Annotated in this window: 16 protein-coding genes; 7 read left to right on the top strand and 9 right to left on the bottom strand. The window is 57.7% G+C overall.

Features of this window, described 5'->3' with window-relative positions:
- Positions 1-2 precede the first annotated feature (2 nt).
- From pyrR to V8J88_RS19405, 4 genes are all read right to left on the bottom strand, one after another.
- On the bottom strand, positions 3-527 hold the full coding sequence (gene pyrR, locus V8J88_RS19420; protein WP_338845885.1) for a bifunctional pyr operon transcriptional regulator/uracil phosphoribosyltransferase PyrR: 525 nt from the start codon (positions 525-527) through the stop codon (positions 3-5).
- Positions 524-934 carry a Holliday junction resolvase RuvX gene (ruvX, locus tag V8J88_RS19415; RefSeq protein ID WP_338845884.1) on the bottom strand — a complete coding sequence of 137 codons (411 nt, stop codon included), beginning with the start codon at positions 932-934 and terminating at the stop codon, positions 524-526. The genes pyrR and ruvX overlap by 4 nt, the downstream gene beginning before the upstream one ends.
- Before the next feature lie 21 nt (positions 935-955).
- A complete protein-coding gene (locus V8J88_RS19410; protein WP_338845882.1) occupies positions 956-1,537 on the bottom strand; it encodes a YqgE/AlgH family protein in 582 nt (193 codons plus the stop codon).
- Between the two features lie 313 nt (positions 1,538-1,850).
- On the bottom strand, positions 1,851-3,383 hold the full coding sequence (locus tag V8J88_RS19405; protein ID WP_338845881.1) for a caspase family protein: 1,533 nt from the start codon (positions 3,381-3,383) through the stop codon (positions 1,851-1,853).
- Between the two features lie 195 nt (positions 3,384-3,578).
- On the opposite strand from V8J88_RS19405, the gene V8J88_RS19400 reads away from it, so the two are divergent.
- Complete coding sequence (locus tag V8J88_RS19400) at positions 3,579-5,033, top strand: hypothetical protein (protein WP_338845880.1); 1,455 nt, start codon at positions 3,579-3,581, stop codon at positions 5,031-5,033.
- Between the two features lie 64 nt (positions 5,034-5,097).
- Entirely contained in the window at positions 5,098-6,564 is a 1,467-nt protein-coding gene (locus tag V8J88_RS19395; RefSeq protein WP_338845879.1) for a deoxyribodipyrimidine photo-lyase, read from the top strand.
- Here V8J88_RS19395 and V8J88_RS19390 read toward each other — a convergent pair.
- From V8J88_RS19390 to V8J88_RS19380, 3 genes are all read right to left on the bottom strand, one after another.
- Positions 6,561-7,097 (bottom strand): DUF924 family protein, encoded by a 537-nt coding sequence (locus V8J88_RS19390; RefSeq protein ID WP_338845878.1) that lies wholly within the window; start codon positions 7,095-7,097, stop codon positions 6,561-6,563. The two genes, V8J88_RS19395 and V8J88_RS19390, sit on opposite strands and share 4 nt — an antisense overlap.
- A gap of 9 nt (positions 7,098-7,106) precedes the next feature.
- Positions 7,107-7,793 (bottom strand): CHRD domain-containing protein, encoded by a 687-nt coding sequence (locus tag V8J88_RS19385; protein ID WP_338845877.1) that lies wholly within the window; start codon positions 7,791-7,793, stop codon positions 7,107-7,109.
- Between the two features lie 117 nt (positions 7,794-7,910).
- A complete protein-coding gene (locus tag V8J88_RS19380; RefSeq protein ID WP_338845876.1) occupies positions 7,911-8,402 on the bottom strand; it encodes a YqaA family protein in 492 nt (163 codons plus the stop codon).
- A 173-nt stretch (positions 8,403-8,575) separates the two neighbouring features.
- On the opposite strand from V8J88_RS19380, the gene ilvA reads away from it, so the two are divergent.
- From ilvA to V8J88_RS19355, 5 genes are all read left to right on the top strand, one after another.
- The gene (gene ilvA, locus V8J88_RS19375; RefSeq protein WP_338845875.1) at positions 8,576-10,111 is read left to right on the top strand and encodes a threonine ammonia-lyase, biosynthetic; all 1,536 of its coding nucleotides are present in this window, start codon (positions 8,576-8,578) and stop codon (positions 10,109-10,111) included.
- Positions 10,112-10,462: 351 nt separating this feature from the next.
- Positions 10,463-11,230: a PEP-CTERM sorting domain-containing protein gene (locus V8J88_RS19370; RefSeq protein WP_338845874.1), complete on the top strand. Its 768-nt coding sequence runs from the start codon at positions 10,463-10,465 to the stop codon at positions 11,228-11,230.
- Positions 11,231-11,338: 108 nt separating this feature from the next.
- A complete protein-coding gene (locus V8J88_RS19365) occupies positions 11,339-11,914 on the top strand; it encodes a flavin reductase family protein (protein ID WP_338845873.1) in 576 nt (191 codons plus the stop codon).
- Between the two features lie 107 nt (positions 11,915-12,021).
- On the top strand, positions 12,022-13,167 hold the full coding sequence (locus V8J88_RS19360; protein ID WP_338845871.1) for an AAA family ATPase: 1,146 nt from the start codon (positions 12,022-12,024) through the stop codon (positions 13,165-13,167).
- Complete coding sequence (locus V8J88_RS19355) at positions 13,167-13,841, top strand: DUF3226 domain-containing protein (RefSeq protein ID WP_338845870.1); 675 nt, start codon at positions 13,167-13,169, stop codon at positions 13,839-13,841. The genes V8J88_RS19360 and V8J88_RS19355 overlap by 1 nt, the downstream gene beginning before the upstream one ends.
- A gap of 59 nt (positions 13,842-13,900) precedes the next feature.
- Here the strand turns inward: V8J88_RS19355 and V8J88_RS19350 are convergent, their stop codons facing one another.
- Together V8J88_RS19350 and V8J88_RS19345 are read right to left on the bottom strand one after the other, a co-directional pair.
- Positions 13,901-14,389: a hypothetical protein gene (locus V8J88_RS19350; RefSeq protein ID WP_338845868.1), complete on the bottom strand. Its 489-nt coding sequence runs from the start codon at positions 14,387-14,389 to the stop codon at positions 13,901-13,903.
- Positions 14,386-15,522 (bottom strand): ATP-binding protein, encoded by a 1,137-nt coding sequence (locus V8J88_RS19345; RefSeq protein ID WP_338845867.1) that lies wholly within the window; start codon positions 15,520-15,522, stop codon positions 14,386-14,388. Before V8J88_RS19345 ends, V8J88_RS19350 begins: the two co-directional genes overlap by 4 nt.
- Positions 15,523-15,597: the final 75 nt, after the last annotated feature.

Raw genomic sequence — 15,597 nt, 5'->3', positions numbered from 1 at the left:
AGTCACTCGGTTTGCAAGGATAGAGAAAGCGTGGATTGGGCGTCGCGTTGCAGCACCAGCACTTGTTGCGGCGGCAGCGTGATGCGGGCGGCCAGAAAGTCGGCGGCGATCGGCAATTCGCGTCCGCCACGGTCGATCAGGGCCGCCAGCCGCACCGATGCCGGGCGGCCATAGTCAAAAATCTCATTAATCGCGGCGCGCGTGGTGCGCCCGGTGTACAGCACATCGTCCACCAGCAGGATGTGCGCGCCTTCGACGGTGAAGGCGATCTGGCTGGGTTTGACATTCGCATGCAAACCGCGCGCGCCGTAGTCGTCGCGGTAAAACGAGACATCCAGCGCGCCCGGGGCCTCGCGCCCCATGTCCTGCGCCAATCGTTGCGCCAGCCACACGCCTCCGGAGTGAATGCCGACAATATGCAGCGGTTCGGGCAGGGCGGCGGCCTGGATGCTGGCCAGCAATTGCCGGTACAGGGTGGGAAAATCGGGCAGGGCGGCATAGCCCTCATACACGGGAATCGGGTTCATGGATGCTCGTCGAAATATTGTTGCAGGATGATGGCGGCGGCTTTCGCGTCCAGCACCTCGCCGCGCCGTCCGTTCAAGACGGCGGAGGAGTAACGTTCGTCCACCAGGGTGGCGGAGAGATTGAAGCGGCCTTGCAATTGATTGGCGAAACGGCGGCAGCGCCGGCTCATTTCATGTTCCTCACCGTCCGGGTGCATGGGCAGGCCAACCACGCACATGGCGGGCTGCCATTCTTGCAGCAAGGCGGCGATGGCGGCGAATTTTTTATCATTGCTTTCTTCGGCGATCACGGTCAGCGGGCGCGCCTGGTGTGTCAGGGTATTGCCAATCGCGACTCCGATCCGTTTCAAACCGAAATCAAATCCGATGATGGTGGCGTGCGTCATGCCGCCACCTTGCATATCCATGGCGCCGGCTGGCGCTGTCGCTCATGCATGCCCGGCCTCGCTGGCCAGCAGGGCGGGATCAAAGCCCAGCAGGCGCATGGCGGCGGTATACCGTTCTTCAATCGGCAGATCAAAGATGATGCTGGGATCTGCGCTGACGGTGAGCCAGCCATTGCGCGCGATTTCCGCTTCCAATTGGCCCGGACTCCAGCCGGAATAGCCGATGCTGACCATGATTTGCTTAGGCCCGGCGCCGGTGGCGACGGCTTCCAGCACATCAATCGAGGTGGTGAACACCACGTTTTCGGTTACTTGCAGGGAAGAAGAATAATGTCCGCCCGGGCTGTGCAGCACAAAGCCGCGATCGTCCTGCACCGGGCCGCCAAACATAATGGGCCGGCTTTTCATGGGGGAAGTGCGGCTGGCGCCGTCTTCCACCGAAAGTTCGATATGGTCAAACAGCGATTGCATGGTCATATCGGTCGGTTTATTGATCACCACGCCCAACGCCCCGTTTTCATTGTGTTCGCAGACATATACCACGCTGCCGCCAAACACCGGATCATGCATAGACGGCATGGCGATCAGGAAATGGTTGACCAGATTCAATTGCGGAAGTCTCATGGTTGATGCTCCTTCTTATCTCCGGCGTCTGACAAACCCTGGCGCGGCATGCCAGCTTGGAATCCAGTAAAAGGAGTACGCTGCATGCCTGCTGCCTTGGCCAATTTGGAAATGCGACAGTGCTGCGGTTTCTCCATGACTTCAAGATAGCAATTTCAAGGGTTCAGGTAAAGGCAGGCTGAAAAAAGCTGACAGACTGCGAATTTGACACAAGTTTACACTGAAATGAAGCAGAGTCTGGGTTGCAGCATGAGAGCGCCAGATCAGCAGGGGCGAGTAGCAAGATACGCCCGGTAAGTAGCGGCAAATGTGCTCATCTGCGCCGCGCCAAGGCCTGTTGCGCCTGCGGCAAACCCTGGGCCGCCGCCAATTCATACCAGGCTTGCGCCAGCGCTGCATCGGCGGCCACGCCCAGCCCTTTTTCATACATCTGCCCGAGATGAAACTGGCCCAGCGCATTGCCCTGTTGCGCCGCCGCGCCATACCATAGCGCGGCCTGGCGCAGATCGTCTTTGCCCTCCGGCGTGCTTTCATACAAATTGCCCAGGCTGATTTGCGCCAGCGCATGGCCTTGCAGCGCCGCTTTGTGCAACAAGGCCATGGCCTGACGCCGTTTGTGCGCGTTCAATTCGCCCTGCAGATATTGCAAGGCCATGGCGTATTGCGCTTGCGCCGCATCTTGCGCCTCATTGAACACCGGGGCCGGCGGCCCGTTCGGGTCGGGCAGGGCCGGCAGTGCGTGTGGATTCGGGCCGGGCAGTTCGCCGCGCCCGGACTGCGCCGGCGGCGGCGCGCCCGGCGCATCCATTTGCCCGCTGCGCGCTTGCCACAGCGCATACAGGAGCAGGGCCAGCAGCAGCGCGCCCAGCAGCAGGCTGCCGCCCAACAGGCGCTGGCGGCGGCTGTGCGCATCGGCGCGCAATTGCGTCAATTGGCGCTGGGCCTGCCTGCGGTAGGGCGATTCGGGCGGTGCGCTTTGCAGATAGCCGGCCCAATCCCTGGCCTGGTGGCTGGTTTGCAAGGCGCGCCAATTGGCTTCATCCTGCGCTTGCCGTTTGTGCAGGGTGATCAATTGCCGCGCCAGCTTGACTTGCGGCGCCAGCAGCGCCGCCTGCGCCACATAGTTTTGCAAGGCATCCAGACTGCCATCTTGCAGGGCGCGCAGCCAGTCCGCCACAGGCGCGCGCGCGGCTGGCGCCAGCGCGCACCACTGCACATCGGGCAGCGGGTGGATGTCTGCGTGTTGCGCCTGCATATGCCGGCGCAGCGCATCTGCCGCCGCCGCATCAAAGGCTAAGGCGCTATCGCTCAACCAGGCTTGCAAGGCGAGGCAGAACATACCGAAATGTTGCGATTGTTCCAGCTGGTTTTTGTCTGCCGCGCTGCTGCACAGCAGGATGGTGTCGCTGTTTTCTGCGCTGATGATGCAGGCCGGCGCGGGTGCGGGCAGGGCGGTGTCGAAAATAAAAATTCTTTGCACCCCTTGCCAGGCTGGATGGGCGCTGACAGCTTGCAGCGCGGACCAGCATAAAACTTCGCTTTCCTCGCCGCGCGCCAACAGTTCCGCATGGCTGCCGGGCAGCATCAGACAATATTCGCCATTGTGCAGACAGGCATGGCCGGAAAAATAAAAAATCAGGCGGTCGCCCGGGCGCATCTGGCCGCCCAATTGCGCCAGCTGATACAAAATCGCGGCGGCATCATATTGCTCCAGGTTGTGCGCCTGGCAATCCGCCAGGCGCGTCAGATGATGGGCCAGGCCGCTGGCGTCAGATTCGCTGCAGCGCAGGCGCGCAAACGGCGGCAGATAGTGATTGACGCCCAAACAGAGCGCATAGGTTTTCATGGCGGCGAGCGGTGGCGGATGGTGTCGCCATTGTAGTCCAGCGGCAGCGGCGGCCCGCTTTTGCATTTCATGCCGCGTTTTTTGCAATCCATCAAAAAGGCGCTGCGGCGGCGCGCATGGCGACTCTACAATGCGCCCAGCTTGCAGAGTTGGCGCCGCTTTGCAGCGTACAAATCATTCGCCATTGGAGGAAGCATGAAAAAAATATTATTGCCGCTTGGATTGTTTTGCACCCTGTCCTCATCTGTATGGGCCTGGGACCAAAAGCCGAATCATTACCAGGTCAACATCGACCCCCAGGCTAAATTGGCGCATGTGCAAGCCAATCTCTGGCTGGACGGCGATGAATTGGCCATGTTTGCGGTCAGCCCGACGCCGCAACTCAAAAACGGCCAAGCCGAATTCATCAAAAATCTGCAAGTGCGCGATCAGTCCGGCGCCTTGCTTGCGCTGCAAGACAAGGGCGAAGGCGAATATCAGGTCAAAGGCGATCAGCGCGTTATCCTCACTTATCAAGTCAAACTCAATCACGACGATTACGACTGGCCCGCCGGCAAGGAAGAAGTCTTGTACCACACAGGAGAAGGGATGCTGGCCAGCGGCTACAGCCTGTTTCTGGCGCCGGGCAAGAAAATGCATGGCGAAACCCGGGTTGATTTTGCGCTGCCATCCGGCTGGCAGGCGCATACGCCCTGGCGCGGCAATGGCGGGCATAGTTTCACCGCGCAAAGCCGGCGCGAATTGCTCAACAACGTGATGTTTTTCGGCACGGCGCGGGCGGAAGACATCAGCGCTGGCGGGATCAAGATCAAGCTGGTGATGGGCAAACAGTATTGGCCGCAGCGCCAGGTGTTTGTCGAACTGATTGAAAAACAGATGCAGACGTATTTACAGATGTTCGGCAAAGCGCCGCTGGGCGAGCGCTTTATGCTGGTGATCAATCAGGGCGACAGCGGCGATGGCGGCGCATTTTCCGGCAGTTTCAGCCAATATCTGAAAGGCCATGGCGATCTGGCCAGCCGTCCGGTATGGGGACGGGTGGTGGCGCATGAATTGCTGCATTTCTGGAATGGCTTATCGCTCACCCCGCGCGACGGCAACGAAGAATGGTTTAAAGAAGGCGTGACAGATTATCTGACCATCAGCACGATGAGTAAAAACGGCTTGCTGTCGCGTGATTTTGTGCGGCAGTTTCTGGAAAATCTGCCGCGCGGCCAAGTTGCGGCGCGCCGCTTGATGGGCTTGAAAGGCACGGTGCGCCAGGCGTATCAGGACAAACACCGCAATTGGCTGCTGGTATATGGCGGCGGCAGCATTGCGGCGCTGGCGATGGATGTCAAACTGCGCGAAGCCAGCCAGGGCAAAAGCGGCTTGCCGGAGCTGATGCGCGCCTTGTATGCCGAATTCGGCCAGGCCGGTAAAAGCTATACCCTGGATGATCTGTTGCGGGTGGCCCGGCAACACAGCGGGCTGGATCTGGGGCCGCTTTTACATCCCATCATCAGCCAGGAAGGCATTCCGGATCTGCACGATTTGTATGCCCGCATCGGTTTGCAATTAGAGCAATACGGCATGCTGGAAAACTATTTGCTGCCTAAAAACGGCCCGGGCCAGGCCATGTTTGCGCAGATTTTCGGCGCCCCGTACTGAGTCTGCGCGCCGCAGCGGGAGCGGGCATAATCCTGTTTTGCCCACAAGCCACAGCGAGTAAGCAATGTACGATTCCGCCCTGTTCTGGTTCCGCCGTGATTTGCGCCTGCATGACAACACCGCCCTGCTCGCGGCTTGTCGCATGGCGCGGCGGGTGTATTGCGTGTTTGTGTTCGATGCCACGATTTTGCAAACATTGCCGCGCATTGACCGGCGCGTCGAATTCATTCACGCCTGTTGCGGGGAACTGGCGCAGGAAGTGCGCGCGCTGGGCGGGCAATTGCTGTTTCGCCATGGCGACCCGCAGCAGGAAATTCCGGCGCTGGCGCATACGCTCGGGGTGCAGGCGGTGTTTGCAAATCACGATATCGAGCCGGCGGCGATGGCGCGCGATGCGGCGGTGGCCAAACAGATTCAGGCTGCAGGGCGCGTGTGGCACAGTTGCAAAGATCAGGTGATCTTTGAAAAAGAAGAAATTCTGACCCAGGCCGGACGCCCTTACACCGTTTTCACACCCTATAAAAACGCCTGGCTCAAAGCGTTTGCACAGCAGGGCGCGGATGCGCAATGGGGGCCGGATTTGCAACTGCCGCCACCCGACCGCCTGCAAGCGCATGACGCGAGTGCGCTGCCGCCGCTGGAAGCGCTCGGTTTTGCGCGCAGCAATTTGAGCAGTCTCGAACTGCCGCCCGGGGCCAGTGGGGCGCAGCGCCTGCTGCAAGCGTTTTTGCCACGGCTGGGACAGTACAAAGCAGCCCGCGATTTTCCCGCGCGCAAAGGGCCGTCCTATCTTTCCATGCATTTGCGTTTCGGCGCGCTCTCGATCCGCCAATTGGTGCGCGCCGCCTGGCAGGCGCAGCAAGATCCGGCGCAAGCCGAGGGGGCTGCTTGCTGGCTGAGCGAATTGATCTGGCGCGAGTTTTATCAAATGATTTTGTACTGCTTTCCGCATGTCTTGACGCGCAGCTTCAAACCGGCTTTTGATGCGATTCAGTGGGAGCGCGGGGCGCAGGCGGATGACTGGTTTGCCGCCTGGTACGAGGGACGCACCGGCTATCCGCTGGTGGACGCCGCGATGCAGCAGTTAAACCAGAGCGGCTATATGCACAACCGCTTGCGCATGGTCACGGCCAGTTTTTTATGTAAAGACCTGGGATTGGATTGGCGCTGGGGCGAAGCCTATTTCGCTGAAAAGCTGAACGATTTTGAGCTGGCCTCGAATAATGGCGGCTGGCAGTGGGCTGCATCCAGCGGTTGTGATGCGCAACCCTGGTTTCGCATTTTCAATCCCTGGACGCAATCGGAAAAATTTGACGCCGAAGCGCGTTTCATCGCGCGTTATCTGCCGCAACTGGCGGCCTTGCCGCCCGCCTTGCGCCATGCGCCGCAACGCGCCGGCGCGCTCGCACTGCAAGCCGCCGGTCTGCATTTGGGACAGGATTATCCCTATCCCCTGGTCGAACATGAGCAGGCGCGCGAGCGCACCTTGCAGCGCTATGCGGTGGTGAAAGGCTTGCCGGGAACGGATTAAAAACTGGAGCCGGGTTCCAATAAAAACGCTTCTTCTGCCGCGCTGGAGGCGCGCGCCAGAATCTGATTCCGGTGCGGATAGCGGCCAAAGCGGTCGATGATGGCTTTGTGGCGCAATTCAAACTCCAGATTTTGCGGCGCCCAGACGCGGAACAACTGTTCCGCCTCGCTGTGGATCGAGGCCGATTCGCTGTGCATATACGGCATCAGCAAAAACGCGCGTTGCGCCGGATTGTCCAGCGCGCTCAGTGCGCCAGCCGCCACTGCTTCCTGCGCCAGAACCAGAGCCATGCCATCCTGGGCGAAAGCGGCGGGCGAATTGCGTCCGATATTGCGGGAAAACTGATCCAGCACAATAATTTCCGCCAGCCGCCCGCCGGGCGTGGCGCGCCAGCGGAATAATTCACCGCGCGCCGCCTGCTGCAGCAAAGCGCCGAAGCGCTCTGCCAGCAGGGCATCGAATTCAGGTCTGGCGCGCCACCAGTCTTTCTGATCGGTCTCGACAAACCAGAATTGCAAAATATGCTCAGGCATGACGCTTCCTTATTTGATGCGCTTCAACACGCCACGGATATCGCCAAAATAAGTCTGGCTGGTGGTGTGCAAATTGAAATACAGCTCGCCCTGGCTGGTGATGTATTCCATGCCGGCGATGTTTTTCACGCGGTCCTGCGGCAGGGTTTGCACGATAGGGCAGCCCTTGGTGGCGAAATCCACCGCGCCATGGCTGTGTTCGGTGACGGCAGTGATGTCGGCGTTTTTCACTTCACGTTCAAACATGCCTTTGGCGAAAGCCGCCGGCAAATCCACCTTGGCCCCGTCTTTCACGCCGAAATCAACCAGAATCGGGCCGAGCTGGCCGGGGCGGCCGCAATGCAGATGGAACATATTGATTTCCTGGATTTTCACGCCTTCGATTTCCAGCTTGACCCAGGCCCGGCTTAAATCTTTGCTGAAGCTGATCGTGCCATAGCCGCGCGATTTGCGTTGCTCGCGCGGGGTGGATGGGGTGGTCGAGCGGAATACGGCGGGCGTGGCGGCCGGCGTATCTTCCTCTTCGCCGCCTTCCTGCTGCGGGCTGAGCCAGGCTTCATACACCGCGCCGATTTCCATGCCGGCGCCGGCGAGCGAGGTTTTCCGCGCCGGTTTGGCGTTGCGCTCGGCAGCGCTGGCCGGGGCGCATAAAGCGAGGGCGAGCAGGGCGGCAAGCGGGGTGGCGAATTGTTTCATGGCAGACTCCGTAAGTGGTGAGGGGGACTCGCACATACTATGCGCAAGTCGTGCTGCCGCCATGAAAAATGCGTGACACGCGGCCTGTTTGTCGGTTTTTGCTGACAATCGACGGAATTAAAACAGCATTTGCCCCAGTCTTTGCCACCAGGCGTCCGGCACTGCAAGCAAGAGCCAGGTCATGGTCAAATAACGCGCCAGCTTGCCAATCGCCATATACAAGACACAGGGCCAAAACGGCAGCTTGAGCCAGCCGGCCAGGGTGCACAGCGGATCGCCCACCACCGGCAGCCAGGATAAGAGCATGGTTTTGGCGCCGTAATGCGCCAGCCAGCGGAACCAGCGCGTTTCACGTTCTTTGGCGAAAGCCTGTTTGGCGCCATACCCCAGCCAGTAATCGACGATGCCGCCCAGCGTATTGCCCAGCGTGGCGCAGGCGATCACCAGCCAGAAAGCATCCGGGCTGGCTTTGATGGTGGCGAACACCACCGGCTCCGACCCCATCGGCAAGACGGTGGCGGAAATGAAGGCGATGATAAACACTGCCGGCAGGCCGACTTGCGGCAGCGCCAACCAGGAGAACAACGATTGCACGAAAGATTCAATCATGATGGATGTTGCAGTGCGTCAGATGCGCCCATTATAATCCCTCAGACCGGAGTCTTGCCGGCGCGCCATCAGCGCGTCAAAAACATTCCGGCCCCGCCCACCCGGCGGCATGCAGCAGATCATCCATCCTGTTCAACCCTTTTCTTTTTACGCCAACATATTGAAATGACATCATGACTACTGACTACTTGAAGAAAATCCTGACTGCCCGCGTGTACGACGTCGCCAGCGAGACCCCGCTGGAATTCGCCTCTTCGCTGTCGGAGCGAATTAGCAACAGGATTTTCTTGAAGCGGGAAGATATGCAAAGCGTGTTCAGTTTCAAGCTGCGCGGCGCGTATAACAAAATGGCGCACTTGAGCCAAAGCCAGTTGCAGCGCGGCGTGATTTGCGCCTCTGCCGGCAACCATGCGCAAGGTGTGGCGCTGTCAGCGGCGCGGCTGGGATGCCGCGCAGTGATTGTGATGCCGACCACCACCCCGCAAGTCAAGATCGAAGCCGTGAAAGCGCGCGGCGGCCGCGCGGTGGAAGTGGTTTTGCACGGCGTCTCTTATTCTGATGCCTACCAGCATGCGCTGGAATTGGAGCGGCAGCAGAATCTTTCTTTTGTCCACCCTTTTGATGACCCGGACGTGATCGCCGGCCAGGGCACTATCGGCATGGAAATCTTGCGTCAACATTCTGATCCGCTGGCGGCGATTTTTATCGCGATTGGCGGCGGCGGTCTGATTTCCGGCGTGGCGGCGTATGTCAAACAAGTGCGTCCGGATATCCGCATCATCGGCGTGCAAAGCACCGATTCGGATGCGATGGCGCAAAGCCTGAAAGCCGGCAAGCGCGTGATGCTGGATGATGTCGGCCTGTTCGCCGATGGTACGGCGGTCAAACAAGTCGGGCAAGAAACCTTCCGCCTGGCGCAGCTGTATGTGGACGAGGTGATTCTGGTCGATACGGATGCGATTTGCGCCGCCATCAAAGACGTGTTTCAAGATACGCGCAGCATTCTGGAGCCATCCGGCGCGCTGGCGGTGGCCGGGGCCAAGGCCTGGGTGGAGCGCGAGGCGATGGGGAAAAACCCGGTGCAGGGGCAAAACCTGGTCGCCATCACCTGCGGCGCGAATATGAATTTTGACCGTCTGCGCTTTGTCGCCGAGCGCGCCGAAGTGGGCGAGGCGCGCGAAGCGGTGTTTGCGGTGACCATCCCTGAGCAGCGCGGCAGCTTCAAACGCTTTTGTCAGGTGGTCGGCGCACGCAGCGTGACCGAATTCAACTACCGTATCAGCGATGAAAACGAGGCGCACATTTTTGTCGGCGTGCAAGTCGCCAATCGCAGCGAGCCGGCCCAGCTCAAAGCCGGTTTTGAGGAACACGGCTTCGCCACCCTGGATTTAACGCATGACGAATTGGCCAAGCAGCATATCCGTCACCTGGTGGGCGGCAAAAGCCGGCTGGCGCATGATGAATTGCTGTACCGCTTTGAATTTCCGGAACGTCCCGGCGCGCTGGCGCGCTTTTTGGAGAGCATGGCGCCGAACTGGAATATCTCCCTGTTCCACTACCGCAACCAGGGCGGCGACGTGGGCCGGGTGCTGGTCGGGATTCAAGTGCCGAAGGAAGAAATGGACGCCTTCCGCTGCTTCCTGAACACGCTGGGCTATCGCTATTGGGATGAGAGCGGCAATCCGGCGTATCGATTGTTCCTGGGCTGATGCAAGGGGCGCAGGCAGGGCTTTGGCCCTGTCTGCGCAAAGGGAGGGGCTGTATTTGTTGAAATATAAGTACGGCCCCCGATGTTCAGATTGAACACGTCAATCACATCATGGATGAGATTTAACGGTGCATTTTTAATAATTTTACCTGTTAAGCTTGTCAGTATTCATTTTTTGAGGCATTTGCCTTTTGCTTTTTAGTGAAAAATGCGTGTATTATATGCCCGCTTTCTTTACCTGAAGGCAATCTCGCCATTTCCGGTTTTTCGCATTGCCCCGTTTGTCGCAGATTGATGCTTCAGACTGTCTATGCCCGGCCTGTGGCGCCTCAATTATCACACCATGAGAAAAATGATGACACACACCAGCAAACTGCAGGTATTAATCGCTGCCGCATTTTTGAGCGTCAGCAGCATGGCCCAAGCGGACAATTACCAAGCCTCAGAAATCACTGCAAATATGCGTGACATGACGGATGCGCAAGTGCTGATCGCGGCGACTGATGATGCTGCCTATAAGCGCCTGCTGCCTTTTAATTTCGTCTTCAATGATCGCATCTATAGCGAGATCAGCTTCAGCACGAATGGCATTCTGTCCTTTACCTCGCAGAGCAATGGCTGCTGCGGCAGCGATGTGTTGAACAACGGCGCTACTGCGTATATGGGGGCGGCGATTGCGCCGTTCTGGACGGATTGGATTTCCACGGTGAAAACCAAAACCTTTGGCGATGCCGGTTCGCGCGAACTGGTGTTCAATTGGAGCGGCTATGAATACGGCAACAATCCTGCCGAGAGCAAGGCCGACTTCCAGGTGATTTTGCACGAAGGCAGCAACCGGATTGAATTCCAATATGGCCAAAACAGTCTGCGCCAGCATCACGCAGTGGGCGGGATTCAAACGCTGAACCAGGAAGTGACGCTGTTCTCGCACCATAGCAGTAACCCGGCTTTCCAATTCAATAACCGTGGCTTTATGGTGGCCGACATGAACCCCAGCTCGAATCCTCTGCCGGGCGGCAATCCGAATCCTGTGCCGGAAGCTGAAACCTGGGCCATGATGGGCGCAGGCTTGGGCGCGCTGGCGCTGATGGCGCGCCGTCGTCGCAAAGCGCAAGCTTGATGTGATCGACAGCCGGCCCGCCGGCTGTCTGATGCTTTGCGCCCGCCCTGCGGCGCAAAGCATTTGCATGGCATATGGCACAATGCAGTTTTTGCCATCCCTCTGCCCATGCATACCCCAATCCCTCTTGAAAAATCCTGGCGTCTGTTAAACCACGGCCCGACCGTGCTGGTCAGCGCAGCGCACCAAGGCCGGCGCAATGTGATGGCGGCATCCTGGAATATGCCGCTGGACTTCACGCCGCCGAAAGTCGCGGTGGTGATCGACAAAAACACCGTCACTTGTGAATTGATCAAAGCCAGCGGGTATTTCGCCTTGAATGTGCCAAGCCGTGCGCTGGCCGCAGCGACGGTGCAAGTTGGCAATCGTTCGGCGCGCGATTTGCCGGCGGGACAGGATAAATTCGCCTGGGCCGGTTTGCAGACCTTTGCCGGCAGTCTGATCGGGGCGCCCTTGATCGGGGGTTGTCTCGGCTGGCTCGAATGTCGCGTGCTGCCGGAGCCGGAGCTGGCGCATAAATATGACTTGTACCTGGCCGAAATCATCGCCGCGCACGCCGACCCGCGCGCATTTCAGGATGGGCACTGGAATTTTGCAGAAGGCATGCCGCGCTCAATTCATTACATCGCCGGCGGACACTTTTTTGAGAGCGGCGAGCAGTTCAGCGAGGCCTTGCCGGAGTGAGGCCGGCTGCGCATTACATGCCTGTCGTATGCCTTGCGATACGCCGTTTGCCTTGGCAAGCGCGGGTATAATCATTTGCACGTTTGCCATTCATCCTTGGAGAAGCGATGCTCAACGCTTTACGCATCAAAAATTTCCGCAACCTCGAACATTTGGAAATCCGCCAACTTGGCAGGGTGAATCTGATCGTTGGCAGCAATAACATCGGCAAAAGTTCATTGCTGGAAGCCTTGCGTATCCTGGCTGGCGGCGCATCGTCGCGTCTGTTGCGTGATCTTTTGCAATACCGGGATGAATTGTTTTACATGGCAGGCGAGGCGGAAGAGGAGGGCGATTTTTTACCTTTGGAGAATCTTTTCAGCGGCAGAAAATTTCCAGAAGATGATACGCAGATTTTCATCGGCGATCCTGAACAGAGCGCGCATCAAATCCAGATGCAATTTGGGGTGCTGGGCATCGACGTAATGCAAGATGCCACAGGGCTGAACTTACCTGCTTCCGTGCGGCAAAAATTTATCCCCATGCCAGATTGCGCCAGTGCTGAGTTTGATGAGGCTGAGTTCGCCTTGCGGATCAGTAAAAACGGCATGGCGCACATCGTGAGCGGATCCAGAATGGAAGCCGCCCGGATGCGGGAGAGACGGCTGGCGGGAGCATTGCCGACCACGCCCTGCGCCTGGATTTCCAGCAAAACTCTTTCACTCGACGAACTTGCCGAAATCTGGGATAGGGTTTGGTTGAATCCAGAGCATAAAGAATCGATTGCTCAAGCCTTGCGCATCATTGCGCCGGAATTCCGCGATTTGCTCTTCGTGCAAGATCCCAAGCGCGCCCGTCCCGGGCGCATTCCCATGGTCAGCTTGGAAGGTCAGTCACGCCCTTTCCCGCTCAATAGCATGGGCGACGGTATGGCGCGCGTGTTGCAACTGGCGATGAAAATTTTTGCCGCGCGTGGCGGTATGCTTTTAATCGATGAGTTTGAAAACGGACTGTATTACAAGATTCAGCGGCAGGTGTGGGAAATGCTGTTCGATTTGGCGCAGGCTCTGGATGTGCAAATTTTCGCCACCACGCACAGCTTTGACTGTGTCAACCACTTCGCGGCTGTTGCGCAAAACCGTCCCGAAACCGGCGCCATGCTGCTCAAACTCGGGCGCAGTATTTTGCCTGAGCAGAATGGCGCAATTGTGGCCATTGAGATGGATGCGCCCAAGCTGGCCGCAATGACTGATGCTGAGATTGAGGTGCGCTGATGCCCAAAAAAGTGTTCAGCAAGCATCTTTTGGTGGAAGGCCGGGCAGATCGGGATTTTTGCGCAGCGTTGTGTCGTGACCTGGGATTGGATGATGTGCAAATCGGCCCGCCACAGGATTTTGGCGCAGGCGGAAACGGCAAAGGGAATGTGATTGCCTTGCTGCCGGAAATGATAGAAAGAATGAAAATTGGCGATATTACGCATCTGGCCTTGATGGTGGATGCGGATTTTGCCCACACCGATGGCCTGGGTTGCAAGAACACCTGGCGCAAAATCGCCGATACATTACGCGCCAACGGTTATACGCTGCCGGAAAACCCGCCCAAGAATATGCAGCAGGGCTTGCATTATCACTATGCCGGCAAGCTGATGCCTATTGGCGTGTGGATTATGCCGGGCAATGGCGGCGATGGGTTCATTGAAAATTTTCTGATGGATAATTTGCAGGCAAATGAGCAAACCTTGCTCGCGCATGCAAAAAGCACTGTTGCCACCTTGTCTGACAAACGTTTCCGTCCTCATCATGAGAGCAAAGCCGTTTTGTCCACCTATGCGGCTTGGCAAAAAATGCCGGGACAGGGCATGCAAGGTTTGCATGGCGCTGGCGTGCTGGATGCAAACGCCAGCGGAATGCAGTCTTTTTGTACCTGGTTGAAAACCTGCTTCAGCTGAATTTCCTCTATTCCGCGCTGCTGCGGCATTGCCGCCGTCAGCCATGCGGCAAGCCTCGCTCAACGCGGCTCGGTCTTGTAAAAACGGTGCTCCTGATCCAGAAACACCACATAAAACGTATTGCAATCAAACATTGCGCCACTCAGCGGATCGCGCTTGCCCTCATATTCCGGCGGCAGTATGAAGCCAACCAGGCGGGTGGCCTGATCGATGCGAAAACGTCCCCAGCGCGCTTGATGTGGCACATGTTTGGGATGCTTGAATTCGCTGCGCAGGGGAAAACCGCCGTAAATCGCCAACACTGTCCCGGATTTTCCGGCAGTCTCGCGCTGCCAGTGTTGCAAAGACTCGCGCCCATAGTCTTTGAGTTTGTGCAGCAGGCCGCACAGCTTGCTGTGTTCCCAATCCTGAAAATTTTCACCGGCATCTTCGCCTGCGCAAAAAAATGAGAAATTGAACTTGGCGCGCTGGGCGAAGCCCGGATCATTGTCAATACTGGCTTGCGGGATGGATTGCAAAAATCGGTCTTTGCGCTGGTTATTGCTCATAGGCGCGGCACTCCGCCAATCCGGCCTTCGATGTAGACGGGACGGATCGGCCGGTCATTGCGCAGGATATCGCCCGGAATTTCATCCAGGCGGTAGGCAAAGCTCTCGTTATCTTCTTTCGCCACCAGATAAATTCTGTAGCGGCCCAGCAAATTCATGATTTCGGTGTCATGCGTGGTGAACAGTAATTGCGCGCCCAGCGGGTTGTGTTCCGCTTGCAAAAACAGCGCAAGCAATTTGGGCAGGATGTGCGGATGCAGATTTTGATCAAATTCGTCCAGTATCAACACGCCGCCTCTGCGTAAGACATAGTGATACATGCCCAGATCGCAAAACAGGCTGCGCGTGCCGGATGACTCCATCATATACGGCACCGCATAAAGATCGTCCCCGCAGCGGTGAAAAAACACGGGGAAGCGCACTTGTTCGCCATGCTGGTCGATGGATTCTTCAATCTTGATGTCGGCAATCCCGGTGTCGCAATCACAAATGAATTGCTTGATGAAGGCAAATACTTCCGGCTCATTTTGCAGATGGCCGGCGATGTCGCGCACATTGAACAGCGCATCGCGCCGCCCAAGAAAAGAGACATTGCTGACAAATTCCAGATTGTTCGCCAACACATGCAAGCCGCTGAAATCGTATTGAATCGCGGTTGAGACAATCGAGGCATTGCTGCGCAAACGCATCCCGCTCAGCGCATGCAGTTCTTTGACGCAGGCGCTCAAGGTATTCCCCTCGCGCTGAAACAGGCGCACGCGCTTGCCCCTGCTTTTGTACAGCGTTTCGCGTTGCACTTGCTGTCGATCCACCACCAATTCATAACGCCAGATGGCGTCTTCATCTTCAAATTCGAGGAAAAATTCGCACGGATCGGTGCTGCCATAAAACGGCGCCACGCCGATTTTTTCCTGCGGCCCATCGGCAAAGGAATTCAACACAAAATGCGACACAAAGGTCAGGGCTTTGAGCAACTGTGTTTTGCCGCTCGCATTGGCGCCCTGTATGCACAAGGCGCTCAAGGCGGGGCGGCCTTGCGCGACCTCGGGCGGGCATTTCGCGTCCACGCGCAGGGAAAGCACGCTTTCCTCTAAAAATGAAAAGAAATTCTTGACGCCAAATTCGAGTAACAAGCTTGCCTCTGTATATGAAAATTCAATATTCCGTCATTTTTGACGGAAATCACTAAATTTTCAATAGAAATCTCT

The organism is Massilia sp. W12, from assembly GCF_037300705.1.
Classification (GTDB): Bacteria; Pseudomonadota; Gammaproteobacteria; order Burkholderiales; family Burkholderiaceae_D; genus JACPVY01.
Note: the sequence above shows the minus strand (reverse complement) of the source record. Positions and strands in the feature narration are given on the sequence as shown.

What these genes read in the sequence shown, in the direction of transcription:
- pyrR (WP_338845885.1), bottom strand. Translation starts at nt 527, where the DNA reads ATGAACCCGATTCCCGTGTATGAGGGCTATGCCGCCCTGCCCGATTTT.
- ruvX (WP_338845884.1), bottom strand. Translation starts at nt 934, where the DNA reads ATGGATATGCAAGGTGGCGGCATGACGCACGCCACCATCATCGGATTT.
- V8J88_RS19410 (WP_338845882.1), bottom strand. Translation starts at nt 1,537, where the DNA reads ATGAGACTTCCGCAATTGAATCTGGTCAACCATTTCCTGATCGCCATG.
- V8J88_RS19405 (WP_338845881.1), bottom strand. Translation starts at nt 3,383, where the DNA reads ATGAAAACCTATGCGCTCTGTTTGGGCGTCAATCACTATCTGCCGCCG.
- V8J88_RS19400 (WP_338845880.1), top strand. Translation starts at nt 3,579, where the DNA reads ATGAAAAAAATATTATTGCCGCTTGGATTGTTTTGCACCCTGTCCTCA.
- V8J88_RS19395 (WP_338845879.1), top strand. Translation starts at nt 5,098, where the DNA reads ATGTACGATTCCGCCCTGTTCTGGTTCCGCCGTGATTTGCGCCTGCAT.
- V8J88_RS19390 (WP_338845878.1), bottom strand. Translation starts at nt 7,097, where the DNA reads ATGCCTGAGCATATTTTGCAATTCTGGTTTGTCGAGACCGATCAGAAA.
- V8J88_RS19385 (WP_338845877.1), bottom strand. Translation starts at nt 7,793, where the DNA reads ATGAAACAATTCGCCACCCCGCTTGCCGCCCTGCTCGCCCTCGCTTTA.
- V8J88_RS19380 (WP_338845876.1), bottom strand. Translation starts at nt 8,402, where the DNA reads ATGATTGAATCTTTCGTGCAATCGTTGTTCTCCTGGTTGGCGCTGCCG.
- ilvA (WP_338845875.1), top strand. Translation starts at nt 8,576, where the DNA reads ATGACTACTGACTACTTGAAGAAAATCCTGACTGCCCGCGTGTACGAC.
- V8J88_RS19370 (WP_338845874.1), top strand. Translation starts at nt 10,463, where the DNA reads ATGATGACACACACCAGCAAACTGCAGGTATTAATCGCTGCCGCATTT.
- V8J88_RS19365 (WP_338845873.1), top strand. Translation starts at nt 11,339, where the DNA reads ATGCATACCCCAATCCCTCTTGAAAAATCCTGGCGTCTGTTAAACCAC.
- V8J88_RS19360 (WP_338845871.1), top strand. Translation starts at nt 12,022, where the DNA reads ATGCTCAACGCTTTACGCATCAAAAATTTCCGCAACCTCGAACATTTG.
- V8J88_RS19355 (WP_338845870.1), top strand. Translation starts at nt 13,167, where the DNA reads ATGCCCAAAAAAGTGTTCAGCAAGCATCTTTTGGTGGAAGGCCGGGCA.
- V8J88_RS19350 (WP_338845868.1), bottom strand. Translation starts at nt 14,389, where the DNA reads ATGAGCAATAACCAGCGCAAAGACCGATTTTTGCAATCCATCCCGCAA.